At 45.2% G+C, this 25763-nt stretch carries 24 protein-coding genes, 1 pseudogene and 1 other annotated feature; of the genes and pseudogenes, 4 read left to right on the forward strand and 21 right to left on the reverse strand.

Features of this window, described 5'->3' with window-relative positions:
- Nucleotides 1-8 precede the first annotated feature (8 nt).
- Both carB and B5G33_RS10160 read left to right on the forward strand, forming a co-directional pair.
- Nucleotides 9-3227: a carbamoyl-phosphate synthase large subunit gene (carB, locus tag B5G33_RS10155; protein ID WP_087417566.1), complete on the forward strand. Its 3219-nt coding sequence runs from the start codon at nt 9-11 to the stop codon at nt 3225-3227.
- Nucleotides 3228-3323: 96 nt separating this feature from the next.
- Nucleotides 3324-4241, forward strand: coding sequence for a DMT family transporter (locus tag B5G33_RS10160; protein ID WP_087417567.1), 918 nt, complete (start codon nt 3324-3326; stop codon nt 4239-4241).
- A 123-nt stretch (nt 4242-4364) separates the two neighbouring features.
- On the opposite strand, the gene B5G33_RS10165 is transcribed toward B5G33_RS10160, so the two are convergent.
- Genes B5G33_RS10165 through yaaA form a run of 3 tightly spaced genes read right to left on the reverse strand, consistent with a single transcriptional unit; the run spans nt 4365 to nt 6287 of the window.
- Nucleotides 4365-5057, reverse strand: a complete 693-nt coding sequence (locus B5G33_RS10165; protein WP_087417568.1) for an HAD-IA family hydrolase — start codon at nt 5055-5057, stop codon at nt 4365-4367.
- A 4-nt stretch (nt 5058-5061) separates the two neighbouring features.
- Nucleotides 5062-5535: an NADH-quinone oxidoreductase subunit NuoE family protein gene (locus B5G33_RS10170; RefSeq protein ID WP_087417569.1), complete on the reverse strand. Its 474-nt coding sequence runs from the start codon at nt 5533-5535 to the stop codon at nt 5062-5064.
- Entirely contained in the window at nt 5532-6287 is a 756-nt protein-coding gene (gene yaaA, locus B5G33_RS10175) for a peroxide stress protein YaaA (protein ID WP_087417570.1), read from the reverse strand. The genes B5G33_RS10170 and yaaA overlap by 4 nt, the downstream gene beginning before the upstream one ends.
- A 175-nt stretch (nt 6288-6462) precedes the next feature.
- Between yaaA and B5G33_RS10180 the strand changes: the two genes are divergently transcribed.
- Complete coding sequence (locus B5G33_RS10180; RefSeq protein ID WP_087268165.1) at nt 6463-7122, forward strand: HAD family hydrolase; 660 nt, start codon at nt 6463-6465, stop codon at nt 7120-7122.
- 7 nt (nt 7123-7129) lie between these two features.
- Here B5G33_RS10180 and B5G33_RS10185 read toward each other — a convergent pair whose 3' ends face one another.
- Nucleotides 7130-7423 (reverse strand): cysteine-rich small domain-containing protein, encoded by a 294-nt coding sequence (locus B5G33_RS10185; RefSeq protein WP_087268167.1) that lies wholly within the window; start codon nt 7421-7423, stop codon nt 7130-7132.
- Between the two features lie 14 nt (nt 7424-7437).
- Nucleotides 7438-8586, reverse strand: a complete 1149-nt coding sequence (fliB, locus tag B5G33_RS10190; RefSeq protein WP_087417571.1) for a flagellin lysine-N-methylase — start codon at nt 8584-8586, stop codon at nt 7438-7440.
- Between the two features lie 108 nt (nt 8587-8694).
- On the opposite strand from fliB, the pseudogene B5G33_RS10195 reads away from it, so the two are divergent.
- A pseudogene (locus B5G33_RS10195) lies at nt 8695-9201 on the forward strand (MATE family efflux transporter); the annotation flags it as partial.
- Between the two features lie 76 nt (nt 9202-9277).
- On the opposite strand, the gene B5G33_RS10200 reads toward B5G33_RS10195, so the two are convergent.
- The 16 genes from B5G33_RS10200 to B5G33_RS21925 form a co-directional block, all read right to left on the reverse strand.
- Nucleotides 9278-9769 carry a GNAT family N-acetyltransferase gene (locus B5G33_RS10200; protein ID WP_087417572.1) on the reverse strand — a complete coding sequence of 164 codons (492 nt, stop codon included), beginning with the start codon at nt 9767-9769 and terminating at the stop codon, nt 9278-9280.
- An 8-nt stretch (nt 9770-9777) separates the two neighbouring features.
- Complete coding sequence (locus B5G33_RS10205) at nt 9778-10380, reverse strand: cytidylate kinase-like family protein (RefSeq protein ID WP_087417573.1); 603 nt, start codon at nt 10378-10380, stop codon at nt 9778-9780.
- Nucleotides 10381-10427: 47 nt separating this feature from the next.
- Nucleotides 10428-10934: a transcription repressor NadR gene (locus tag B5G33_RS10210; RefSeq protein WP_087268520.1), complete on the reverse strand. Its 507-nt coding sequence runs from the start codon at nt 10932-10934 to the stop codon at nt 10428-10430.
- A 73-nt stretch (nt 10935-11007) separates the two neighbouring features.
- Complete coding sequence (gene nadC, locus B5G33_RS10215) at nt 11008-11859, reverse strand: carboxylating nicotinate-nucleotide diphosphorylase (RefSeq protein ID WP_087417574.1); 852 nt, start codon at nt 11857-11859, stop codon at nt 11008-11010.
- The gene (locus B5G33_RS10220; protein WP_442856607.1) at nt 11856-13157 is read right to left on the reverse strand and encodes an L-aspartate oxidase; all 1302 of its coding nucleotides are present in this window, start codon (nt 13155-13157) and stop codon (nt 11856-11858) included. The genes nadC and B5G33_RS10220 overlap by 4 nt, the downstream gene beginning before the upstream one ends.
- Before the next feature lie 16 nt (nt 13158-13173).
- Nucleotides 13174-14082 (reverse strand): quinolinate synthase NadA, encoded by a 909-nt coding sequence (gene nadA / locus B5G33_RS10225; protein WP_087417576.1) that lies wholly within the window; start codon nt 14080-14082, stop codon nt 13174-13176.
- 212 nt (nt 14083-14294) lie between these two features.
- Nucleotides 14295-15029: a class I SAM-dependent methyltransferase gene (locus B5G33_RS10230; RefSeq protein WP_087417577.1), complete on the reverse strand. Its 735-nt coding sequence runs from the start codon at nt 15027-15029 to the stop codon at nt 14295-14297.
- 21 nt (nt 15030-15050) lie between these two features.
- Complete coding sequence (locus tag B5G33_RS10235; protein WP_087268192.1) at nt 15051-15290, reverse strand: kinase; 240 nt, start codon at nt 15288-15290, stop codon at nt 15051-15053.
- Nucleotides 15291-15304: 14 nt separating this feature from the next.
- Nucleotides 15305-17593 (reverse strand): adenosylcobalamin-dependent ribonucleoside-diphosphate reductase, encoded by a 2289-nt coding sequence (locus B5G33_RS10240; RefSeq protein ID WP_087417578.1) that lies wholly within the window; start codon nt 17591-17593, stop codon nt 15305-15307.
- Between the two features lie 103 nt (nt 17594-17696).
- Nucleotides 17697-18470, reverse strand: a complete 774-nt coding sequence (locus B5G33_RS10245) for an ABC transporter ATP-binding protein (protein WP_087268198.1) — start codon at nt 18468-18470, stop codon at nt 17697-17699.
- The gene (locus B5G33_RS10250; RefSeq protein ID WP_087417579.1) at nt 18463-19374 is read right to left on the reverse strand and encodes an ABC transporter permease; all 912 of its coding nucleotides are present in this window, start codon (nt 19372-19374) and stop codon (nt 18463-18465) included. The genes B5G33_RS10245 and B5G33_RS10250 overlap by 8 nt, the downstream gene beginning before the upstream one ends.
- Nucleotides 19375-19405: 31 nt before the next feature.
- Nucleotides 19406-20431: an ABC transporter substrate-binding protein gene (locus tag B5G33_RS10255; RefSeq protein WP_087417580.1), complete on the reverse strand. Its 1026-nt coding sequence runs from the start codon at nt 20429-20431 to the stop codon at nt 19406-19408.
- A gap of 134 nt (nt 20432-20565) precedes the next feature.
- Nucleotides 20566-20809: a binding site (T-box leader), on the reverse strand.
- Between the two features lie 49 nt (nt 20810-20858).
- Entirely contained in the window at nt 20859-23099 is a 2241-nt protein-coding gene (locus B5G33_RS10265) for a glycoside hydrolase family 3 protein (RefSeq protein WP_204247371.1), read from the reverse strand.
- A gap of 108 nt (nt 23100-23207) precedes the next feature.
- Complete coding sequence (gene phnX / locus B5G33_RS10270; protein WP_087417582.1) at nt 23208-23975, reverse strand: phosphonoacetaldehyde hydrolase; 768 nt, start codon at nt 23973-23975, stop codon at nt 23208-23210.
- Between the two features lie 4 nt (nt 23976-23979).
- Nucleotides 23980-25071, reverse strand: coding sequence for a 2-aminoethylphosphonate--pyruvate transaminase (gene phnW / locus B5G33_RS10275; RefSeq protein WP_087417583.1), 1092 nt, complete (start codon nt 25069-25071; stop codon nt 23980-23982).
- A 108-nt stretch (nt 25072-25179) separates the two neighbouring features.
- Entirely contained in the window at nt 25180-25746 is a 567-nt protein-coding gene (locus B5G33_RS21925; RefSeq protein WP_330396682.1) for an ABC transporter substrate-binding protein, read from the reverse strand.
- Nucleotides 25747-25763 lie beyond the last annotated feature (17 nt).

Here is a 25763-nt window from a genome sequence, read left to right on the forward strand (position 1 = left end):
AGGATTTTATGCCAAAGAGAAATGATATCCACAAAGTCTTGATCATCGGTTCCGGCCCAATCATTATCGGACAGGCCTGCGAATTCGACTATTCTGGCACCCAGGCCTGCAAAGCCTTAAAGAGCCTTGGCTATGAAATTGTGCTGGTCAATTCCAATCCGGCCACCATTATGACCGATCCCTCTACTGCAGATGTAACTTATATCGAGCCTCTGAATGTAGACCGCCTGACAGAGATCATCGCAAAAGAACGGCCTGATGCCCTTCTTCCAAATCTGGGCGGGCAATCCGGCCTGAATCTCTGTGAAGAATTATATCATGCCGGCGTACTGGACAAATATAACGTAGAAGTCATCGGTGTTCAGGTCGATGCCATCAGCCGGGGGGAAGACCGTATCGAATTTAAGAATACCATGAATAAACTGGGCATTGAAATGGCCCGGAGCGCTCCTGCTTATTCTGTAGAAGAAGCCGTGAAGATTGCCGGCCAGCTTGGCTATCCCTGTGTAATCCGTCCTGCCTATACTATGGGTGGAACCGGAGGCGGAATCGTCTACAACGAAGAAGAGCTGCGTAAAGTAGCTGCCAGAGGTATCGCTGCTTCTATGGTAAACCAGATTCTCATCGAAGAATCTGTTATCGGCTGGGAAGAGCTGGAAGTAGAGGTTGTCCGTGACGCAAAGGGGCAGAAGATTTCTGTCTGCTTTATTGAAAACATTGACCCTATGGGTGTTCATACAGGAGACTCTTTCTGTGCCGCTCCTATGCTGACGATCTCCCAGGAAGTCCAGGATGAGCTGGAAAAGCAGGCTCATGCTATTGTAGAATCCATCGGCGTTATCGGCGGTACCAACGTACAGTTTGCCCACGACCCCAAGAGCGGACGTATCATTATCATTGAGATCAATCCCAGAACTTCCCGCTCCTCTGCCCTTGCCAGCAAGGCTACAGGCTTCCCTATCGCCTATGTATCTGCCCTTCTGGCTGCCGGTCTGACACTTGATGAGATTCCTTACTGGAAAGAGGGAACTCTGGACAAATACAAACCATCAGGGGATTACGTGGTTATCAAGTTTGCCCGCTGGGCCTTTGAGAAATTTAAAGGTTCCCAGGATAAGCTCGGCACACAGATGAAAGCCGTAGGCGAAGTAATGTCCATCGGTAAAAACTACAAAGAGGCTCTTCAGAAAGCCATCCGCTCTCTGGAAAAAGGCCGCTACGGATTAGGCTTTGCCTCAGATTTTAACAGCCTTTCCCTGGATGAGCTGTACCGGAGACTGGCAGAGCCTACCAGCGAACGCCAGTTTCTTCTGTACGAAGCCATCCGGAAAGGGGCTTCTCTTGAAAAACTCCACGATATGACTCATATCAAAATGTGGTTCCTGGAGCAGATGAAAGAGCTGGTAGACCTGGAAGAAGAAATTCTGAAATACCAGGATAAAGAACTGCCTGACCAGCTGCTGATCCGGGCAAAGAAAGACGGATTCTCCGACAAATATCTGGCTCAGCTCCTTCACACAGAAGAATGGGAACTGTTTAAACGGAGAGAATCTCTGGGACTTTCCCAGCGCTGGGATGCAGTTCCTGTAAGCGCTGTAAAGGATCCTGCTTCCTACTATTATTCTACCTATATCGGAGAAGACAAAGCCACGGTTTCCAATGGACGCAAGGTTATGGTTCTGGGCGGCGGTCCAAACCGTATCGGCCAGGGTATCGAGTTCGACTACTGCTGTGTTCACGCAGCCTTTACGCTCCGTGAGCTGGGCTTTGAGACCATCATGGTAAACTGTAATCCGGAAACCGTATCTACAGACTATGATACTTCAGATAAACTCTACTTTGAGCCTCTTACTGTAGAAGATGTTATGTCTATCTATAACAAAGAAAAACCTCTGGGCATTATCGTTCAGTTCGGCGGACAGACGCCTCTGAATATTGCAGCAGAGCTGGAAAAACGAGGAGCGCATATTCTGGGAACCTCTCCGGCAGTTATCGACATGGCTGAGGACAGAGACCAGTTCAATGCTATGATGCAGAAACTGGAGATTCCTATGCCGGAATCCGGAATGGCAGTAAATGTAGAGGAAGCTTTGGAGATCGCCCACCGCATCGGTTATCCTATGATGGTGCGTCCTTCCTATGTCCTTGGAGGAAGAGGTATGGAGGTAGTCTATGACGACGATATGCTGAAAGACTACATGGCCGCTGCTATTAATGTAACACCGGAACGTCCCATCCTTATGGATAAATTCCTTCAGAATGCTCTGGAATGTGAAACCGACGCCATCTCTGACGGTGCACACGCTTTTGTTCCTACAGTTATGCAGCACATTGAGCAGGCCGGCATCCACTCCGGAGACTCTGCCTGTGTAATTCCTTCCGTAGAGATTTCTGAAGAACACAAAGACCTGATCCGGAAATATACCACTGCCATTGCCTGCGAAATGGGCGTTGTGGGACTGATGAACATGCAGTATGCTATCTGTGAAGGCAAAGTCTATGTTCTGGAAGCCAACCCAAGAGCCTCTCGTACAGTTCCTCTGGTATCCAAAGTCTGCAATATCAATATGGCAAATATTGCAACAAAATTAATGACCTACGAACTTACCGGCACTCGTCCTGATGTGACAAAATACGAAGAAAAAGAGCATCCTTACTATGGAGTTAAGGAAGCCGTCTTCCCATTTAATATGTTCCCGGAGGTAGACCCTCTTCTTGGGCCGGAAATGCGTTCCACAGGAGAAGTTCTGGGTCTGGGAGAATCCTTCGGAATGGCCTATTACAAGGCGGAAGAAGCTGCAAATGCCAAGCTTCCTCTGGGCGGAACTGCTCTTGTCAGCGTAAACAAAAAAGACCGTCCCGACGCTCTTACCGTAGCCAGACAGCTTCATGAGCTGGGATTTGAAATTGTTTCTACAGAAGGATGCGCCGGTTACTTCAATGAAAACGGCGTTCCATGCAAAGCATTGAAGAAACTCCAGGAGGGCCGTCCCAATATCTATGATGCCATGGTGAACGGACAGATCGATCTGATCGTCAATACACCTGCTGGCAAACAGAGTAAATATGATGACTCTTATCTGCGGAAAACTGCGATTAATAAACGAATTCCATATATCACTACTATGTCTGCGGCTCTGGCCAGCGCCAAAGGAATCCACGCAGTGCTGAATAAAGAGGCTTCACCTTTAAAATCTCTCCAGGAATATCACAAAATGCTGAAGTAAGATTACAATCTCAGGGCTGCCCCATTAAACAAAAATCGTGAATATTTAATGTGACAGCCCTGAAAAATTTATTACACCATTTTGGAGACTTATATTATGTCAGCGAAACATTCTAAAAATTTTATCCTGCTGTTTTTAACAGCTCTTATATGGGGAGTCGCCTTTGTAGCCCAGAGCGTGGCCATGGACTACATCGGTCCCTATACTTTTAATGCCGTCCGTTCTTTACTGGGCGGTATTGTACTGGTTCCCTGTGTATTTCTTTTCGGAGAGAGAAAAAAGGCGGACCGAACCCACGGACATACTGTGGACCGGCCCCAAGATGTGCTCATAGGCGGTGTACTCTGCGGCTTTATGCTGTTTCTTTCTACCACTCTCCAACAGGTCGGGATTCAGTATACTACTGTAGCAAAAGCCGGGTTTATTACCGCTTTATATATTATTTTAGTACCCATATTGGGAATATTCCTTAAAAAACAGGTTTCTTTTCAGATATGGATCAGTGTAGCCATTGCCCTTACAGGGCTGTATCTGCTGTGTATGCAGGGCAGTTTTTCTCTGGGACAGGGAGATCTGCTGGTCCTGCTCTGCTCTCTTTGTTTTGCCCTGCACATACTGGTGATCGACCATTTTACAGACAGGGTCAGCGGAGTGAAACTGTCCTGCATACAGTTTTTTGTAAGTGCTCTCCTTTCCTCTGTGCTGATGTTTCTTTTTGAGAAGCCGGCTCTCTCAGAAATCCTGGCTGCCTGGCTGCCCATTGTTTACGGCGGTGTATTTTCCAGCGGAATTGCCTACACCCTGCAGATCATCGGTCAAAAAGGCACCGACCCTACCATCGCTTCTCTGATCCTCAGCCTGGAATCTGTAGTTTCTGTACTGGCTGGCTGGATCCTCCTTGGACAGGCTCTTACTCCCAGGGAAATTGCAGGCTGTTTACTGATGTTCGGAGCGATCATTCTGGCACAGGTTTCCCCGGCTTTGAAGAAAACTTCCGAAACAGAGTCTTTTTAGGTCCATTCCGAAAAAACATTTTTTATTAGAACAGCTAAGGCTGGTGTAATTTCCACAGATTTTTCTGTCTGCAAATTACACCAGCCTTTTTCCATTGATTTTTCAGTCAGATCCCCCGATGGCTCATTCTTCGGGATTTTTCTGGTCGCCTGCCGGACGATGCAGCAGGATTTTCTCCAGTTCCCAGGCACTGTCCGCTGTCTGTATAGCTCCTGCCTCTAAAAGCTCTTCCCGGGTCCCGTACCCATAAGTCACTCCAATGCAGGAAAGTCCAGTCTCTTTTGCGCCAAGAACATCGTAATGCCGGTCACCTACCATAATGACCTGATCTCTTTTATCCCCATATCCCATTTCCCCCAATACCTGAAGGATTACCTCTGCCTTTGTCATTTTGGGCCGGCTGATATCGCTGCCTCTGATAACGTCAAAATATGTATCCAGATGAAAATTCTCTAAAACGATCTTTACCATTGGATCCGGCTTAGAAGAGGCCACCGCCAGAATAAGTCCCTGCTTTTTCAGAGCTCCCAGCAATTCCTCTATTCCGGGATATGGCTTATTTTCAAAAATTCCTGTGACATTATACCGTTCCCGGTAATACCGAACGGCTTCTTTTGCCTCCTCCTCACAAAACCCGGCATACACCATAAACTGTTCCAGAAGAGGCGGGCCAACAAAAACTTCCAGTTTCTTCAGATCTTCTCCAAGCTCCGGCTTTCCCATTTTCTCCAGGGCATATTGTACAGATTTCGTAATCCCCTCTCCTGAGGCTGTCAGGGTTCCATCCAGGTCAAATAATATTCCTTGATAATTCATCTTCCTACTCCTGTCTCAATTTATCGATCAGTTTCAATAGTTTGTCTTTTGTCATATTGGGATAATGGACTTTATCCACGTAAATATTAGGAGAAGTGCTGCACTTTTTCAGACAATTCCGAGTGGTCAGAAGAATCCTTTTATCTTTAGACAATCCCTCTTTATCTGTCTGCAGCTTTTCTTTTACAGCTGCCAGAAGCTCCAGACTGTCTTTTCTTTGGCATCGTTCCCCTGTGCACAAAAGAATCTCATGGACATAGGGTGCAGATTTTAAACTGGGGTACAGTTTTATGATACAGGCCAGCATACTTTCTTTGATTCCTATCTTTTCTGCTGCTATGCTGCAAGCCTCTGCAGGGATCCATCCTTCTTTCTCCTGGATTTCCCGAAGCATAGCTGTAAGGTTTTCCTGGGATTTTGCCTCTTTCTGACCGGCATAGTATTCTATGATTTCTCTTACTTCTGTTTCCTTTTTCATTGAACTTCCTCCTTTTCCAGGAAGACAAACTCTCTCTCAGAGGAATATTCTTCCCGAAATGCATAGTTTAAGCTATGGAAATTTTTAATTTCTTCCGGCTCTTCAATCTGATTTTCTGAAAGCCAGCGGACCATTTCTCCTCTGGCCATTTTTGCTTTCGTGGCTTTTACTTTGATCTTTCCCTGAATATATTCCCCGAAAATGCAGGTGATATACCGAACATCTTTCTCCAGATATTTTTCTATGGCTTTGCTGTACTCCTTAGATGCCAGATTCAGGATTGTCCGGTCCTCTCTTGTCAGCTCCCGATACAATCTGTCTCCCCAAAAGCTATACAGGTCTTTGTGTTCTCCTATCTGCAGCTTTGCCTGCATTTCCAGCCGATAGGGGATTACCCCGTCCTGGGGTCCCAGAAGTCCATAGAGTCCGGACAGAATCCGCAGATGTCCTTTTATATACTCCCATTGACGCTCTGTAAACACCTGAGGCGCCATATACTGATACTGGATTCCTTCATAGGCGATCACTGCCCCTGTCAGATTCTTATCCATCTCATAAAGCCTCAGACGTTCCAGGTTCTCCTCTGTGATTTTATCATTACAGTTCCAGAGAGTCTTCAGAGAGCCAAAATCCATAGCCTTCATCTTTTCTCTTAAACAGCAGGCCTCTTCGTAAAATACAGGTCTGGTAAGCCTGTCAATCTCCTCTTCTTTCCTATTCATCTTCTTTGCCGGTGATATAATGATTTTCATTTCATTAACTCCAAATCTGCATATTTCTTCCTGTTAGATTCCTATTTCGGTATTTTACCATGTTCTTCTGCTCCCGTCACTTCCTTTTTCGCCAATAGACTTTCCTTTTTTTCCATGGTAAAATGAATTTTGAAACAAACTGGAAAATATATATGACGAAAGGAAAGAAATTTCAATGATAAAGGCTGTTATTTTTGATATGGATGGTGTTCTTTTTGACACAGAACGACTGATGAAAGAGGGATGGATGAAAGCTGGCAGAGAAATGGGGTTTACTATCACAGAAGAACATCTGCGCCAGATGAGAGGAAGTTCCCGGGACAGAAGTGCTGCCCTATTCGAAAAATGGTACCATGGCACAGTAGACTATAACAGGGGACGTCAGATCCGCAGCCAGTATACCAAAGAATATATTGATAAGTATTCTATTCCGGAAAAGAAGGGCCTGAAAGAACTTTTGGCTTTCTTAAAAGAAGAAGGACTTCCTGCTGCTGTGGCTACCTCTACAGACCGCAATACTGCTTCCCATTACTGGGAACTGGCCGGAATCACTTCTTTTATCACTGCCTCTGTATGTGGCAACGAGGTAGCTGCCTGCAAGCCGGAACCTGATATTTTCCTGAAAGCCGCCCGAGCCCTCCAGATACCGCCTGAAAATTGCCTGATCGTAGAAGACAGCATCAATGGTCTGAAAGCCGCAAGAGCTGCGGGAGGCATCTCCTGTATGGTACCGGATCTGACACCTTATACCGAAGAACTCCTGCCATTTTGCGACTATGTATGTGAGGATCTATCTCAGATAATCCCTCTTATCAAAGATATAAATCATAGGTAAGCTTAGATTACTTTTCATGATTTGCCTTCGCCAGCTCCATAATCTCCTTATATTTACTCATGATATAACCGAAATTTTTTCTTTTGTGGGGCAGGAGGCAGTCTGTACAATCCTTTACGCCCTTTTCTGTATATTTAAAGTTTCCTCCGCACTTATCTCCCAGAGCATACAGAGGACAGTAGCAGAACAGACAGTTAAAGTTTTCCGGGTCATTCGTTTTATGACATGGAAAATATTCACATTCTTTATGACTGAAAAAAGAATACTTTTTCCCTTCCCAATAAGGTTTTTCTTCGCTCATAGATTTTCTCCTTTTTATAAATGATAAACTATACCCGGTATGAGATTCTCCGGCATATAACGTTCAGAGCCGTCAAAAAACTCTTCCAGAAGATTCAGATTCTCATCTGAATGCTCAATTTCTCTGGCAAACTGCCAGGCAGCCTGGCAGACTAGTTCCAGTTCCGGAAGCCTTCCCTGTTCATAACATCTCTCCATGATAATCTCCCTGATCCACAGTACAGAGAAAACTGCCAGAACAGCCTTCGTATAAATCATATCGTCATATACCCCTCCACAGAAATAGGTATAGACAAAGAAGACCAGTATCTGTTCTCCCCATATATCCCAGACCTGTTCCTTCCCTGCATATTTCAAGTTTTCAAAGAATTCTTTCTGAATCTCCTTATAAGCCACTTCTCCTTTATCATAAAGCCGGTGCTGGAGATTTGCAAGCTCTTTCCCCCAGTCTTCCCGGAGCACTTCCAGTTTTTCCAAATCTTTAGCCATATCCTTCATATTATTAAATCTGGCCTCAAGACTCTCCCACTCTTCTTTCTCCAGAGCTCTGTTCATACAGTCTTCCAGATTCAGTTCAAAAAGTTCCCCCTTATCCAGGGCTTCCTGTATTTCATATGAAAATCTCAGAAGAACGGCCATCCTTTTAGAAAAATACAAAGTTCTGTTCTGGATCATGGAAAAAATAAGGTCTCTGGCTTCTTCCAGCCTGTCAAACAGCAGCAGATCAAAATCCTCATAATCCTCTTCCTCTTCCAAAGTATCTTCTGTCTCTATAAATTTTGTTTTTTCTTCTGTAGACAACATGATCCTGGCCGCCTCCGGACAGGAAAGAGAAAGGGAATATTCTCTCAGGTCCTCAAATTCTTCCACATGTCTGGGATACATCCGACAGGTCTGGCACAAAGCCTCTGGGCCCAGTTCCTGATAGAGCTCACACAGATTCTCATCATTTAAAAAACTGCATCTTTTATTATACTGTTCAAAAGCCCCCTGATACCAGTCAATTGAGTTTAAAAGCCGGGTGCCGAAGCGGCCTTCTACACTGCTATATTTTTCCAGAGATTCTTCATCTATCAAAATCTGCCATCCTGCACAGCAGGTATCCGGACATCTGCCAGCAATACAATGGAAGCTGTCATAAAACTGTGGTTTTTTGTAACGCATCGATTTTTCCTGCTTTCTTTAATTATCAACATCAGGGTATCACGTTTTCTTTAAAATTACAATCCTCCCCGGGACAATCTTAGTCTGATCCATTGTTCCCCAACAATAGAAGTGTCCTGGGGAGTCGCCTTTTCTATGTACTCGGTGATCATGGGACACCTGGGAAGCGACATGGTAGCGGCAAACGCCGTAGTAGTGGTAGCTAGAAATCTGGGAACCGTGCTCTGCTTTGGTATTGCCAATGCCGGAGGTATCCTGATCTTTCTTCTCCGTCCTGTGTTTATGAATATGTCTGATCTGAGTGCTGTATCCCAGGGATATTTGAATATCATGCTTTTTATAAACATGTATTATGTTATAGGACAGGCTATGAATTCTGCTGTCATCAGCGGTATTTTCCGGGCTGGAGGAGATTCTCGATGGGGATTTATCTGTGACTTTATTGACATGTGGGTATATGCAGTTCCCCTGGGCTTTCTTTCCGCTTTTATTCTTAAGCTGCCGCCTATGTGGGTATATTTCCTCATCTGCACAGATGAATTTGTAAAGCTACCCTTTGTATACCGGCATTATAAAAGCTATAAGTGGCTGAAAAATATTACCCGTGAATTCTAAATTTTTATAAGCAAAAGCCGGACAGGTCTGTGGGAAAATTTATCGTTTTCCCCAAGCCTGTCCGGCTTTTGTTTCTTTAGAATATCCTTCTCATTTCATACCATCTGGCTCCTCCGTGGGAAGAATCCGCCACACCGAAGCACTGAAATCCATGGCTTTCATAAAAACCGATCAGCCTTTCCTTACAGGTAAGGATCACACCTTTCTTTCCCCTTTTCCGGGCCAGCTCTGCAAAATACTCCACCAGTTTTCCTGCGATTCCCTGATGTCTGTATGCAGGGAGTACATTCAGGCCAAACACTGTCTGATAGGCCCCCTGGGAATTGTGAAGACTTACATCATGATACATCTTATCAGGAAGACATGGTTTATCTGTCGTGCCTCCATTAATGAATCCTATAGGTTGCCCTTCTGCCTCTGCCACCACAAAATTTTCCGGAAAAGCCTTCATTCTCTCTTCAATCTGGGCGGGGGAAGCCGCCTCCAGAGGAGGAAAGCAGATTCCTTCTATTTCTGCCAGAAGCTGGGCCTCCTGGGGCTTTGCCATTCTGATCACTACATCTGTCATGTTTTTGTCTAAATTCCTTTCGCCAGTTTTTCTATAATGTCCACGCAATTGTCAATCCCGATCAGGCTGCTGTCCAGACACAGGTGATAGTTCTGAGCCATCCCCCAGGTTCTCCCTGTATAATGCTGGTAGTAAAGCTTTCGCTTTTTATCTTTTTCCTCCAGCCTTTTCTCTGGTTTCTCTTCTCTTTCCCCATAGAGGCGGATGATCCTTTCCTTCTTAAATTCCAAAGGCGCATGGACAAATACATGGAGGCAGTCCTCTCTGTCCTCCAATACATAGTCTCCACATCTGCCTACGATCACACATGGTTCCTTCTCCGCCAGCTTCCGGATGATATCATACTGGACAGACCAGAGATAGTCTGCCATGGACATTCCGTTTGGTCCTATGGCCTGACCCTGAGTAAGACTGTAGAAAAACCAGTTAGAGCTTGACGCCTCCTCTCCCTGTTTTTCCACGAACTCCTGGCAGAATCCTGTTTCCTCTGCAATCTTCCTGATCAATTCCTTGTCATAATAGGGAATTCCAAGACGATCTGCAGTTTTCTTTCCGATAGTTCTTCCTCCACTGCCGAATTCACGGCTGATAGTGATCACCCTTTTTCCCATAATCCTTCTCCTTTCTCAGTAAAGCAAGAAATGCAAAACTGTCAGGCTTACCTGCTTAAGATTCCTGCCTCTTTCAGGCTTTCCTGAATTCTATCCAGTACTTCCTCGCTGTCTGCCCAGACAGTATGACAGTGATATCCAGAGGTAATATTCTTCAGGGGACGGGATTTCCCGCTTCGGATCTCTTCCAGAAATTTCCGGACCTGCATTCTGGAACTGATATTGAGAGGCGCCCGAAGCTCTCCATAGACTTCGTGGTCTACAAATACATCTTCTACCTTTCCGCCCCAGTCCACAATCAGGTTCAATTCTTCTTCTATCCGTTCATCTGAATGGAAAACCCGGAAAATCCTCACTGCTCTTTTCTTTTCCCTGCAGATATATCCTCTGTTGGTGGAGAAAATTTCTTTATCACCGGCTCTCAGCAGGGCGATATCCTGGACGATCACCTGTCTGCTCACATGAAAGATTTCTGCCAGTTTCTGCCCGGATACCGGCTTTTCGCTTTCTTCTATGTATCTTAAAATTTCCTGTCTCCGTTTTTCTCCTGCCATCTGACCTGTCATCTCCTCCTATATCCAGGAATACTTTTTATGAAATCTATGTACGCCTGATTTTCTGTCTCTATTATACTACATGAAGGTTCTTTAAGGAAAGGTCTAAAATCGGCGCAGAATGGGTCAGAGCCCCGCTGGAAATATAATCTACTCCTATGGAAACCAGTTTTTCAATGTTTTCTCTTGTTACATTGCCTGAACACTCGGTCTGGGCCCTGCCGTCTATAAGTTCTACCGCTTCTCTCATCATTTCCGGAGACATATTGTCCAGCATAATAATATCTGCCCCTGCCTCCAGAGCCTCCTTTACCATATCCAGATTTTCGGTCTCTACCTCAATCTTCCTTACAAAAGGAGCGTACTCTTTTGCCATCTCCACAGCCTTTTTCACGCTTCCTGCTGCTCCGATATGATTATCTTTCAGTAAAATACCGTCAGACAGATTATATCTGTGGTTGTAGCCTCCTCCTGTTTTTACCGCATATTTCTCGAAAATACGCATATTGGGAGTAGTTTTCCTGGTATCCAATAGTTTTGTTTTGCTTCCTTCCAGCATATCGGCAATCTGTCTGGTGTAGGTAGCAATGCCGCTCATTCTTTGGAGATAATTCAGTGCAGTCCGTTCTCCGGAAAGAAGAACCCGGATATCTCCTCTCACCATTCCCAGCAGCTGTCCTTTTTTCACTTTATCGCCGTCTTTTACATAAAATTCTGTCTCTGTGTTCTCATCCAGAAGGGTGAATACCCGCTCAAAAACCCAGAGTCCGGCAATGACTCCATCTTCTTTGCACAGAAGCTGGACCTCTCCAATCTCTTTCTTTCTCATAACCGAATTAGTGGTAATGTCCTCACTGGTAATGTCCTCCTCAAGGGCCATCCGGATCAGACGGTCTGCATTTAATTTCATAGTTATCTCATTCATTTTGCCTGTCTCTCCCTTTCAATTTCTCCTAATACTTCCTGTTTATAGGTATCTGCCAGGTTTTTCTCCTGTTTGCAGATACATTTTTCTGTTTTCTGAAGAAGTTCAGCAAAGTCCTTTTCCTGTTCCCCTTCAGACTGCCATTTTTCTCCAATATCCTGGGCCGCCCGTTGGGCAAATACCAGACTCTCTAAAAGAGAGTTGCTCGCCAGGCGATTAGCTCCGTGGACACCATTGCAGCTGGTCTCTCCCACAGCATAAAGATGTTCCATGGTAGTTTTGCTGCTGCTGTCCACATGGATGCCTCCCATAAAGTAATGCTGGGCTGGAACTACCGGTATCCAGTCTTTTGTCACATCATAGCCTTCTTCCAGACATCTTTCATAGATGTGAGGGAAATGGTTCAGGATCACCTTTTCTCCCAGAACGGTCATATCCAGCCATACATAGGGCTTCCCGTCCTTTTTCATCTGTTCCTGTATCTTGGCGGTAAGCAGATCTCTGGGCAGCACCTCATTGGCAAAACGTTCTCCCTTGGCATTATAAAGCTTAGCCCCTTCTCCCCGCACAGATTCAGAAATCAGGAATCTCCGTCCAGGCTTCTGAGAATACAGCGTGGTAGGATGAATCTGGATATAATCAATATGTTCTAATTCTACCCCATGGCGCATGGCAACGGCAAGTGCATCTCCTGTCAGATGTGGATAATTTGTAGAATGACGGTAGAGCCCGCCGATTCCTCCCGTTGCAAAAATGGTATATCGGGCCTGAATTCCCAGATGTTCTCCTTCTTCCGTTTTCGCTATGATCCCCAGGCAGGTATTCTCTTTTTCGATCATATCCAGCATAGTAACCTGCTCCAGTATTTCCACATTAGGCAGGGCCTGCACTGCTTTTAACAGCTTGCTGGTGATTTCTTCTCCTGTAATATCCTCGTGGAAGAGAATTCTGGGTTTAGAGTGGCAGCCCTCTCTGGTATAATCCAGCTCCCCGTCTTTTCTGGCAAAGTCCACTCCGTATTCAATCAGCTCTCGGATCACATTCCTGGAAGAGCGGATCATAATGTCAACAGATTCACGGCGGTTTTCATAATGGCCTGCCTTTAAAGTATCTTCCATAAAGCTGTCATAATCCTCTTCGTCTCTCAGCACACAGATTCCCCCCTGGGCCAGAAAAGAATCGCTTTCTTTCACCTGACCTTTGGTGATCATCAGCACCTGAAGATTCTCTGGAATATGGAGAGCGGCAAAAAGTCCGCTGGCTCCTGTTCCAACAATCAGTATATCTGTATTTTTCATCTCCATGTTTTTCCTCCTATTTTCCCAGTTCCAGCATTTTGTCCAGAGGTCTTCTGGCCTTTTCCATGGTCTCCGGCTCCAGGGAAACCTGGTATTTTTCTTCTTTCAGCGCATTTCTTACCTTCTCCAGGGTAACTTTTTTCATATCCAGACAGCACTGGCCTGGTTTTACCGGATAGAAGGCTTTTTCGGGACATTTTTTCTCCAAATCCCAGAGCACGCCTTCCTCTGTACCTATCAGGAATTCTTTTTCTTCTGACTGGCAGGCATATTGGATGATCTCTGAAGTGCTTCCCACAAAGTCCGCAGTACGGACCACTTCTGAAACACATTCCGGATGTACCAGTACAGAGGCCTTAGGATGTTCTTTCCTTGCATTTTTTACATCCTCTTCCTGGATTTCTCTGTGCACAGGGCAATATCCCTCATTGACTATAATATTTTTTTCAGGCACCTGAGCTGCCACATAAGCCCCCAGATTGCCGTCAGGTATAAAGAAAATATTTTTATTTGGCAGTTTTTTTACAATGTCTACAGCATTGGAAGAAGTGACACATACATCGGACATCGTTTTAAGTTCTGCAGTGGAATTAATGTAGCAGACCACAGCAAGATCCTCATACTTTCCCCGCATTTCCCTGATCTTCTCCCTGGAAGCCATGTGAGCCATAGGACAGTCTGCCTGGGCATCTGGAAGCAGCACAGTTCTTTCCGGATTCAGAATTTTGGCGCTTTCTCCCATAAAAGACACACCTGCAAAAAGAATCATTTCTGCTTCTGTCTCCCTGGCTTTTTTACTCAGGAAATAGGAATCTCCTATATAATCGGCGATTTCCTGAACCTCTCCAGGCACATAATAATGAGCTAGGATAATGGCTCTTTTTTCCTTCTTCAACTTCTCTATTTCTTCTTTTATGGACTCCATCCCTGTCCCTCCTGTTAACACAATTTTAACAGAAATTATACACCATGTTTTTACATGTGACAAGACACTTGTTAATTTTTTCTGTAAGAGCTGTCTTCCAGAATCTTGTCATTTATGATACGGTGGTATTAAACTGTAAAGTTTTTAGAAATGAAAAGGGAGTGTTCAACATCATCTCTGGTGACATTGGACACTCCTTGTTATATAAAAATCTATTTTTGTTTTACTGTCCGGACCAGCAGCATCATGGGCCGGCGCATTTCGTCTTTCATCCCCGGAAGCTCCAGCATATTTTCCGGTGGAGCAGGCTCCACCAGACCTTCCAGCATAAATCCGTTTTGCAGTAAGGAATTTACGTAGGTAGTCAGGGTTCTGTGATATTTTATAACCTTTTCTCCCAGGAACAGTGCTTCCCGTTTTCCCTCATAGTAATAATTATCTACAGGAAAGTGAAGGATTTCTCCCCTATCATCATAATACCAATCCTGGGATCCATAAGCAGTAAATACCGGATGCTCCACAGAAAAAATAAAGATTCCCTCCGGTCTCAGCCAGCTGCTGATCTTCTTTACAAGGGCCGGAAAATCTTTGACGTAGTGAAAGGCCAGAGAACTGAGCACAATGTCAAAAGAACTCTCCGGAAGTTCCAAGTCTTCCATGGCTCCTCTTTTATAGGTAATCTTTTGGTGACTGTTGATTTTCTCGGCTTTCTGAAGCATTTTTTCAGAAAGGTCTATCCCAAGCACTCTCTTGGCGCCTTTTTCCGCTGCATAGGCACAGTGCCATCCATAGCCGCAGCCCAGATCCAGCACCTCTTTGTCTGAAAAATCCGGCATCATCTTCTGGAATTCCTGCCATTCCCCGGCTCCCTGAAGGCCGTATTTTGAACGGCTCATCTCACTGTATTTCTGAAAAAACACCGAATCATCATACTTATTTTCTTTCATGCTCTGCCTGCTTTCCCTGGTCTAATTCCAGCCGCTGATCAGCTTTATGATCTCTTCTTCATAGTCTCCCAGAATATCCTCATGACGTCCGACTATACGGACATTCGTCTCAGCTCCCCATTGGCCGTTGTCCTGAAATTCCCAGATATGATATACGACTCCCCTGTATTCAAAATTTATGCTTCCGCAGCCGTCTTCCTCCGCGTATTTATATGGAAATTTCTTTTCTTTCAAAACCTTCTGTACTTTTTCCAGCCGCATTTTCTCTCCTCCTGTTAGTGGCATTTGCTCCATCCGCAGTTTTTGCAGATATTGCAGCCTTCCTCAAAAACCAGAGGTTCTCCGCATTCTGGACAGTACATCTTATCTGTTTCCTCCACAGGAGTTACTGCCTTAGGTTTTGGAGCTTTTTTAGGCTTAATGGAATCCTTTCCCTGTTCCTTCTGACTCAGCTCTTCCTGCATTTCCTTGTACATATCCATAAGGGCATTTCCTACAGCCATAGGACAGCATGCTCCCTTGCTGGTATCCTTTCTGGTCACTCTCCTTGCAGTATAGGAAGGACAAGAACCGCTGGAATTTAACTGGTCTACAATCGTTTCGATGTCGATGCCGCCTCTTGCGCTGATCGAGATCATTCTGGAAAGTCCTACCATGAAGTTATTGCAGCCCCCGGTAGATCCTTTGCTCAGATAGGTTTCCAAAAGAGCTCCTGTATGAGGGTCAAAAAGAGCAATACAGTGAAGGCTTCCACAGCCGGTCATCAATTTTCTCTTCTTGCCTACCACGTCATCAGTTACCAGAAGGATTTCGCCTCTCTTCAGGCCTTCCCCTGCAGTTATTTTCTTTTCTTTCTTTTCTTCCTTCTGCTCTGTATTCAGGATGCCAACTCTCTTACAGCCGTCACGGAAAATGGTGATGCCTTTCAGTCCCTGCTCGTAGGCATAAAGATAAAGACTTTCTGTCTCCTCTACTGTAAAGCTGTTGGGTACGTTTACCGTAGAGCTGATAGAAGCATCGATGTGTTTCTGCCATATGGACTGCATATCAATCCTCTGACGGTAATCCAATGTCATAGCTGTAACAAAGTAGTCCGGCAGTTCTTTGTCTTCTTTCAGATTATGCTGCTTCATATAGTCTTCTACGATCTTTGTGTAAACCTTGTAGTATACATCGGTGCCATGGAGAGATTCTGTCTTGCGCACATAGTAATTGGCATATACAGGCTCAATCCCTCCGGAAATTCCCAGCATAGTAGAAAGTGTGCCTGTAGGGGCAATGGTAAGAAGCTGAGAGTTTCTCAGACCATATTTATTCACCAGTTCTCTGGTCTTCTCTGTAGTATTGGCCAGGAAGAAAGGTGTAGACATGATTTCATCTACATTGCACTTTGGAAAAGCTCCCTTTTCCTTTGCCAGTTTTGCAGAAGCTGCAATGGCTGTGTCTGCCATGGCAAAGCCGATCTTGTCACACATTTCCACAGCATCCTCTTCTCCGTAAGTCAGACCCAGCTTCAGAAGGGCGTCAGCCAGTCCCATAATGCCCAGACCGATCTGTCTCCACTGCTCTACGCTTTCCCTCTGCTCCTCCAGAGGATGAAGAGGAAGGCCCTCCTCCAGAACCTCATTTAATGCACGGACAGAAGCGCCCACACACTCTTTTAACCCTTCAAAATCAAAAAATGCTTCCTCCGTAAAAGGATTCTGAACAAATTCTGCCAGGTTCACACTTCCCAGAAGACAGCTGCCTCCTGCAGGAAGCGGCTCTTCTGCACATGGATTCACTCCTGCATAGGAAAACTCTTTCGTATTGCTTAAAAGATTCCAGCTTGTGATCCTGTCCCAGAACAAAGCTCCCGGCTCTGCATAATCCCAGTTTGTCTCTGTAATCCTGCGGAAAAGTTCTCTGGCATTTACTTTCTTCTCAATGACTTCTCCGGTAGTTTCCCTGGTATAATGAAGGGTATACTCCTGATTTTTCTTAACAGCCTCCATAAAATCCTCATGGACTCTGATGGAAATATTTGCTTTTGTCACCTTCTCCAGGTCGGTTTTCAGTTCAATAAACTCCGGCACATCTGGATGGGAGCAGTCGATAGAAATCATCAAAGCTCCTCTCCTGCCGTTTTGTCCGATAAGCCCTGTTACCAGAGAATACAGTTCCATAAAGGATACGGCTCCGCTGGTCTCCTTTGCTGCATTATTGATCTTGGCTCCCCTTGGGCTCAACTTGGAAATATCGATTCCGCAGCCTCCGCCGTAACTGTAAGTCCGTGCCAGTTTTTTTGCGCAGTCAAATATACTTTCAATATTATCTTCAGGAGGAGCGATCACATAACAGTTGGAATAAGTAACCTTCCTTCCCTGTTTGTTCAGTCCTCTGTTAGATAAAATTCTTCCCCCAAATAAAAATTTCTTTTCTTTAATATACTTCCCTATTTCTTCATTTCCGCCGCTGATCCTCTGGACCCAGCTTTCAAAATCCTCGCCGTTGTTTCGGTATTTTCTGGTCCAGATGTCCATTCCCAGCTGGTTCTCACTGCCCAGCCACTCTTCTGTTGTCATGTGCTCAACCTCCACTAGATTTTGTTAACCTCAATAATGTTAGCACAATATATGGTTGGTTTCAAGCCAGTATTTCAGATTCGTGATTTTATACAAAATCCTTTCAGTTTCCGCACTCGATACTAATGGTATTAAATTTATCCAAAATATCCTCCACCTGGAGGTTTTTCTTTTTCTCTCCGGAAATGTCCATGACTGTTTTTCCCTGATGCATCATCAGAAGTCTGTCTCCATATTCCACAGCATACCGCAGATTATGGGTCACCATAATGGTAGTCAGTTCTTTCTCCCGTACAATTTTTTCTGTCAGCTCCATGATCAGATCCGCCGTCTTGGGGTCAAGAGCTGCTGTATGCTCATCCAGAATCAAAAAATCAATAGGCGTCATGGCAGACATAAGTAAGGACATAGCCTGACGCTGTCCGCCGGAGAGGGTTCCTACCTTTGCATAGAGTTTATCCTCCAGCCCCAGTCCCAGCTGAGAAAGGAGTTCCTGATAATAAGGAATCCGTTTCTTATCTGTACCTCTCTGAAGACCGAAAAATCCTCCTTTACAGTCTGCCATGGAAAGATTTTCCAGTATGGTCATTTCCGGACAGGTACCCATGGCAGGATTCTGATAAACCCGGCCTATCCGTTTCAGCCGTTTATATTCTTTCTGCCTTGTAATGTCCTTCCCATCTATTAAAATCTGTCCCTCATCCAGGCCGATGCTGCCACAGATAAGGTTCAGCATAGAGGTTTTTCCCGAGCCGTTGCTGCCTACTACAGAAACGAATTCTCCCTTCTGTATCTCCAGATTAAAATCCTGGAAAAGGCACATCTCGCTAATGGTTCCCGGATTATAATATTTATGAATATGACGCAGCTCAAGCATTTTTCTTCACCTTCTTTTTATCCATATTATCAAATACCAGCATGAGAAGAAGCACTGCCAGCAGGAACAGGGCTGAGATCATCTTCATAGACTGGGGCATAAAGTACCGGATAGCCAGACCTGTACAGGCTTTATATAAAACTGCTCCCAGAAATACAAAGGTAGTCACCTTGATATAGCTTTTTTTCCGGAAGGGTTTCAGCTTTGTAAAAACCCGGTAGAGGCTGGTTCCCACTATAACACTGGCAAGTCCGATGACCATGGAACCAGTGCCTGAGGAGATATCAAAGACTCCCTGCTGCTGGCAGAATACAGAACCTGCCAGGGCAACCAGACCATTGGAAATGGCCAGTCCCAGGATTTTTACACTCCCCTTATCCTTTGCCAGAGAAGTCACTAAAACCTCATTATCCCCTACTGCCCGCAGAAGGTAGCCGGATCTTGTTTTCAGGTAAAAATCCAGAAGGAGTTTGCTGACCACCGCTACCAGAAGGATCACCGTATAATCCGGAATATTTCCTCCTGTAATGCCTTCCAGAAAAGAGTTGCTGAATATGGTTTTCTGGGCGAAAAGAGGTACGTTATTGCTTCCTGCGATTACCAGATTTACTGTATACAGAGCCGTCATCATAATGATTCCGGAGAGAAGATCCCTCACCTTACCTTTTACGTGGATCAGTCCAGTACAGGTTCCTGCCAGGACTCCTGCCAGGAAAGAAATCAAAAGTGAAAGGTAGGGATTCACTCCTTTTGTAAGAAGGGCTGCTGTCACCGCCGACCCCAGGGGAAAGCTTCCATCTACAGTCAGATCCGGAAAATCCAGGATCTTATAGGTAATGTAAATGCCCAGGGCCAGGATCCCGTAGATCAGCCCCTGTTCCAATATACTTAATGCAAAATCCATTTCGATGCCTCCTTAAATTTCTGCCTGCCGGCTATTCCTGAGAGATTTCCGTAAAGGTCTCTTCTGCATTTTCACGCATTTCATCCGGAATGGTGATTCCCAGGTTTTCAGCCACTGCCTGGTTGATATACAGGCTGCTGTCTGTGAGAAGCTCATATTCCATATCTTCTGCCTGTGCCTCGCCTTTTAAAATCTGGGCTGCCATTTTTCCTGTTTCAACTCCAAGGTTCACATAGTCCAGGCCTTCGGCTGCCAGACATCCCAGTTTCACCTGTTCAATCTCACTGCCAAATACCGGAATGTTTTTCTCGTTAGCCTGATCCAGGACTGTAGGAAGAGCACTGACTACTGTATTGTCTGTCAGATTTGTAAGGCAGTCTACTTTGTCCAGAAGACTGGCCGCTGCCAGAGAAACCTCTGAGGTATTGGTAACGCCTGCGGTCTCCAGAGTAAAACCATATTCTTCGGCGTATTTTTCATACTGGCTGATACTATAGGCAGAGTTGGCTTCGCTGGTAGTATAGAGAATACCAATGGTCTTGGCCTCCGGAAGAAGCTCTCTTATCATTTCCAGCTGGGCCTGTACGGGAAGCTGGTCGCTGGTTCCGGTTACTGCGCCTACAGGCATTCCCTCATCATCTGCAAGCTGGGCTTCTTCTGGATTGGTCACTGCCGTATAGACTACAGGAATCTCTGAATTTCTGGCGGAGTTATAAGCTGCCTGAGCGCTTGGAGTAGCGATAGCGCAGATCAGATCTACCTTATCTGCTACAAAGGTATCAGCAATCTGAGCGGCAGTTGCTGTATCAGAATCTGCATTGTTTACCTTAATCACCAGATTTTCTCCTTCTACAAGCCCCTCTTCTTCCAGACCCTGGATAAAGCCTTCTCTGCAGTTGTCCAGAGAACCATGCTCTGCAAACTGGGAAATTCCTATGGTGTACATCTCCTGGCCTTCACTGGCGCTTTCAGAACTTCCTGTGTCTCCACCGCAGCCTGTCAGTCCTGCTGTTGTCATCATTGCCCCTAAAATCACTGCTAATACTCTTTTTTTCATTTTTTCTGTCTCCTTTATTCATGATTTCAAAAGCAAATCCCGGTATATAAAGTCCCTGAGGAACTTTTTTGTTTTAGAGAAAAGTTCTCCAAACTGATCTGTAAAACAAAGAAACCGCCTCAAGTCAATTTACGACTTGAGACGGTAATAAAAATCTTTATTATCGCGGTACCACTCAATTTGGCAGTTCGCCCACTTTCTCACGTACTAACATACGCTCCTGATTGATAACGGGTTCGGTTCCCGGCAGCGCCTACTCTTTTCATTTCGGACTGCCCTCGAAAGTCCATTCAGCAGAAAAATCCATACGGCAATCTCACCACCTGCCGCTCTCTGTGATTTCTTTTAAAGCTTACTCCTCTTTCTCAACGGTTTTGCTTTTGTTGGTATCATTCTATGCCCTGAACAGGATTTTGTCAACAGTTTTTTAATAATGCAGGCCAAAGTTCAGCTCATAGTAATTTCCTGCACTGTCTCTGTAGGCGTATGCCTTTCCATTCTCATCTTTCATATCCTCAGGCATATATTTATCTTTGTCATAGCCTGGAACATCATTTGGGGAAATACATACACCTTCAGCATTTACTGCAAGGACAGAATCCTCCTTTGGCAGGGTGATAGGCATCTTTCCTGTTGGTGAAAATCTGCCGAAGATCACATCCAGCACAGCCCAGGGATAGGTATCAAAACCAGCCAGAAGACTGTCTGTATATGGCTCTACGCTTCCTACCTCCCAGGCCAGTGTAAAGTTAATATTGGCGATCACTTTTCCGCCTCTGTCATGGACAGTTTTTGCGATCTCAGGAATCCTTCCTGCCCCGAAAAGAGTGGTCTCTTTATGGGTAGTCTGGGCAGGTCTTCCCTCCTCATCTACGTCACAAACCTCTTTGCCGTCGCAGATTTCCAGCTCCAGATATCCGGGAGTGGCATTAAAGTATTCTCCTGAGCTTGGGGTAAGGAACAGAAGGGCATAATCTGCCTCTTCCGGCTTGTCTGTAAGAGTGATCCCCTTCTCTTTTTCCAGCATTTTCTTCAGCTCTTTTGTAGCATTTATGCCGTCTTCTTCCTTCTTGTTAAAGCACTGTGCATATACCTTTTTGCCTGCTGTTTTTTCTTCGGTCAAAGGCAGGACTTCCTGATTTTTCAGAAGAACTACAGACTTTCTGTGTACATCTGCCGCATTGTCCCAGTCCTTCTTTGCAGCTACTATTTCCACAGCTTTCTCAGGATTTCTGTATGGATTTTCAAAAAGGCCCAGCTCGAACTTCTCTTTGAGAGTATGGGCTGCCGCCTGGGTCAGAGCCTGGTCGGAAAGAGTCACCTGCTCTACTGTATAGCCTTCCGGAACCTTATGTCCCTGAGTGGTATAATAGCCTTCTTTTCCTCTTCTGTAGGCTTCCTTTGCAGCCTCGATATCATAAGAGCCGCTGATAATATCTACTCCAGCATGAACGGCCAGAGCCACCCTTTCGCAGACTTCCAGCTCTTCCACGCCCCAGGCCATGTTCTGAACAATTCCGGAATCACTGTTGATATAGCCCCTAAATCCCATCTGCTTCTTCAGAAGTTCCTGGATAAAATAATCGTTAAAGGCAAATCCCACTGGTTTCCATTCAATAGGATTTCCCTGAAGGTCATACTGATCTGCGCTCTTCTCTCTGGAAGGTTTCGCATAGTAAGGCATGATAGAAGCGGCATTTTTCTCAATGGCTGCCTCAAAAGGAGGAATGTGGTAAGTCTCCAGGCTGTTTTCTGTCTGATAAACATTCCACTGTCCCTGACGATAATGAGGGTCAAAGCCATTCTCCCTGGCGCTTCCTCCCGGGAAGTGTTTCACCGTCATAGCCACGCCATCTGGGGTCAGGCCTTCCTGGCTTCCCTGTACTCCGGGGATCAGTCGCTCAAAAATCTCTTTGATCAGCTTGGAATCCTCTCCGAAAGTACCGTAAGTTCTCTGCCATCTGGGGTCTGTGGCACAGTCCGCCATATACATATATCCTTTTTTCATACCAACTGCATCCCATTCTCTCCGGATACAGTCAGCAAAATCATCAATAATATGGAGCCCGTCTCCTTTTACTGCAGCGGCGATCCCCATGGTTCCAGGCCAGGCGGCAAATACACCGGAGGCATCATTCATGCCAAAGACTACCTCGCCGTTCTCATTTCTGGAGTTAGATACCACCATGACCGGAATAAAATGTTCCCCTTCTTCTGCCAGGCTGTTCATCTCATTGATCCAGTCTGCCAGCTCATCTGGCTTTGGATTGCTTCTTAAAATAAAGGTACGTACCTTCCAGTCTTTGATTGTTTCTGTGGTTCCCACTGTGGAAGCTGTAGCGAAAATAGAGGAGCCTTTCTCCACCGGTTTTTCATCCAGAAGCCCTGTCTCATCTACAAAATCTTTATCCTCCTGCTCCATTCCCATCTTCCAGGAATTCAGGAAAAGAAGGCCGATTTTTTCTTCTGCAGAAAGTTCTTCTGCCAGAGCCTGTGCTCTCTCTTGCGGAGCCTTTCTCCAGTCTTTATATGTATTTAATTTCCCATCTCCGTTAATATCACGGAAATACAGGCCATCCTCCTGGATGACCTTATCGCTGCAGGTACCGATCACCGGCCCCTGGGGATTTTCATAATAATGGATTCTGTTGCTTGCTTTTTCTTTCATGATTCTTGCAGTCCTCCTTTACAGTATCTCATCACTCTATCATACTGATTTGCAAAAAGGTCTGCAAGAATTATTTTTCTTTGTTTTCGTATAATTTCCCCCGATGGTTTATTTTATGAAATCCAGGACTCCCCGCACATCTCTCACTACGTAATCAGCTCCTGCTTCCAGATAGGTCTGCTCTGCTTTTTTACCTGCTGCTTCCCGCTCTTCCGGTGACAGTGCCTCGTATTCTTCCTGAGTCAGTCCCATCACAGAACTTCCCTCCAGGATTCCTACAGTTACCAGTCCTGCGTTCTTTCCTTCCAGGATATCGGAAACTGTATCTCCCACTTTCATGACTCTGGACACATCCTTTAACTCCAGTTTTTCCATGTTCCGGAAGATCATATAGGGGTAGGGTCTGCCCTTTTTATTTGTAGAGTCCGGGCTGAACCAGCAGTCGGGAGAATATCCCAGCTCTGCAGCCTTTGGCACTACCAGGGCCATCATTTCATCGGTGTAGCCTGTAGTGGAACCGATCTTCAGCCCCATCTCTCTTAATTTTTTTACAGTTTCTACTACATAAGGCTTGGGCTCTGCATAGTTATGTACGATTTCCAGGATCTTGCTCTCACTGAGTTCGTAAACCCTCTGGACGTCTTCCTCTGTCCATTTTCTGCCCTGTTTTTCTTCCCAGAGTCTGGAGATCCGGTCCATGGACAGCATAGTCCTTACATGATCGATCTTCAGCATTCCCATAGGTTTTCTTACTTCTTCCAGGGTAGGGGTAATGCCAAACTGCTCAAAGGCCTCAATAAAAGCTTTTACAGGGGCAAAGCATCCATAATCCACTGTTGTTCCTGCCCAGTCAAAAATAATTCCATCGAATTTCATAGCCTTATTTCTCCTCCAAAAATTCTTTGATGATGCTGCAGAGTTTCTCTATATCTTCTTTATAGATTTCACCGATGTTTCCAATACGGAAGGTATCTGCGTCGGTTACCTTTCCCGGATAAATGGCATAACCTCTGTCCTTAATGTACTGGTACATTTCCTGGAAAGAGAAATTATGATGTTCTGGATACAGGAATGTAGTAATGATAGGACCCTGATGCTCACTGCCGATGTATGGATAAATCCCCATCTGGGCCATATTCTGGATCAGCAGCCTGTTATTTTCCTCATAGCGTTTCGCTCTGGCCGGAATGCCTCCCTCTTCTTCCATTTCCTTTAAGGCCTGGGCGAACGCCAGCACCACATGGGTCGGAGAGGTAAATCTCCATTTTCCATCTTTATTCATAGTTTCCCACTGGTCATAAAGGTCCAAAGACAGGCTTCTGGCTTTTCCTTTGCTTTCCATGAGTTTTTCCCTGTTGCAGATAATAAAGGAAAATCCTGGAACGCCCTGAATACATTTATTGGCGCTGCTGATAATAAAATCAATTCCCAGCTCTCCGACAGGAATATCAACGCCGCCAAAACTGGACATAGCATCTACAATAAAGGTTTTTCCCGCTGCCTTTACCACTTTTGCAACAGATGCAATATCATTTAAAATACCAGAGGTGGTCTCACTGTGCACCATAGAAACATGGGTGATCTCCGGATGTTCTTTCAAAATTTCTCCGATTTTTTCTCCGGAAGGAATCTGATCATACTCTTCCTTATACATCAGATAAGAAATTCCCGCATGCTCTGCAATATCTCCCATTCTCTCTCCATAAGCTCCGTTTGCCGCGATGAGAAGGGTATCCTCTTTTCCGATGACACTGGTAAGCACTGACTCCACACCGAAAGTCTCGCTTCCCTGCATAAGGACTACTGTGTATTCCGGTTCGCTGACATGTGCAAGCTTCAACAGTTTTTCCCGTATAGAAAGGGTGATTTTTTTATAGTCATCATCCCATGTGCAGTGGTCAAAAAGCATTTCTTTTTTTACCGTATCCGTAGTAGTCAGAGGACCCGGTGTCAGCAGTTTATAGTTTGGCATTTTTTTCTTCTCCTTATATCACATTTTAAATTTTTAAGCTATTCTTGACAGATTCGCATAAAATGTATAAATATTCTCGATTTTAAGTAATGGAACAGCTTTTATAAATTATTTGCAGCTCTCAGACAGTTCCTGGTGTTTTTCCAGAAGATCCAGAGTAAGTGGTTCTGGGAAAGTCTTGGGATTTGCAGAGCTGTTGGCTTCATCGGTGGTCTCACCTTCATAAATCGCGTTTGGATAGTATTTCTGAAGTTCCGCTCTTCCCTTGGTAATGATGCATTCTGCCATCTCCTGAGCCAGAGGATTGGTGTCTTCTCCTTTATCCACTACTGCTACAGACTCTGTAAGTGAAAAATTTCCTTCTGTCGGGTCTACAAAGTCTACAGGAAGTCCCTCTGCTTTGTCTGCAACTGCCTGCTGACGGAGACCGAAGCCTGCAGCTACCTCTCCTGCACGAACCTTTTTCAGAGGAGCAGAGCCGGAGGATTCAATATGAGGGCCTGCGTTTTCGTAGATGCCGGACAGAACTTCTTTGGCTCCGTCATCTCCATATTCACTTACCAGAGCCTGGATCAGCAGCCATGCTGTTGATGAACTTTTAATATCTGTTACAGATATCAGATCTTTGTACTCAGGCTTTGTCAGGTCTTTGCCGCTGCCATAAGAATTACTGATACTTTTTTCGCTTTCAT

Origin of the sequence: Blautia sp. An81 (assembly GCF_002161285.1) — a bacterium.
Classification (GTDB): domain Bacteria; phylum Bacillota; class Clostridia; order Lachnospirales; family Lachnospiraceae; genus Blautia; species Blautia ornithocaccae.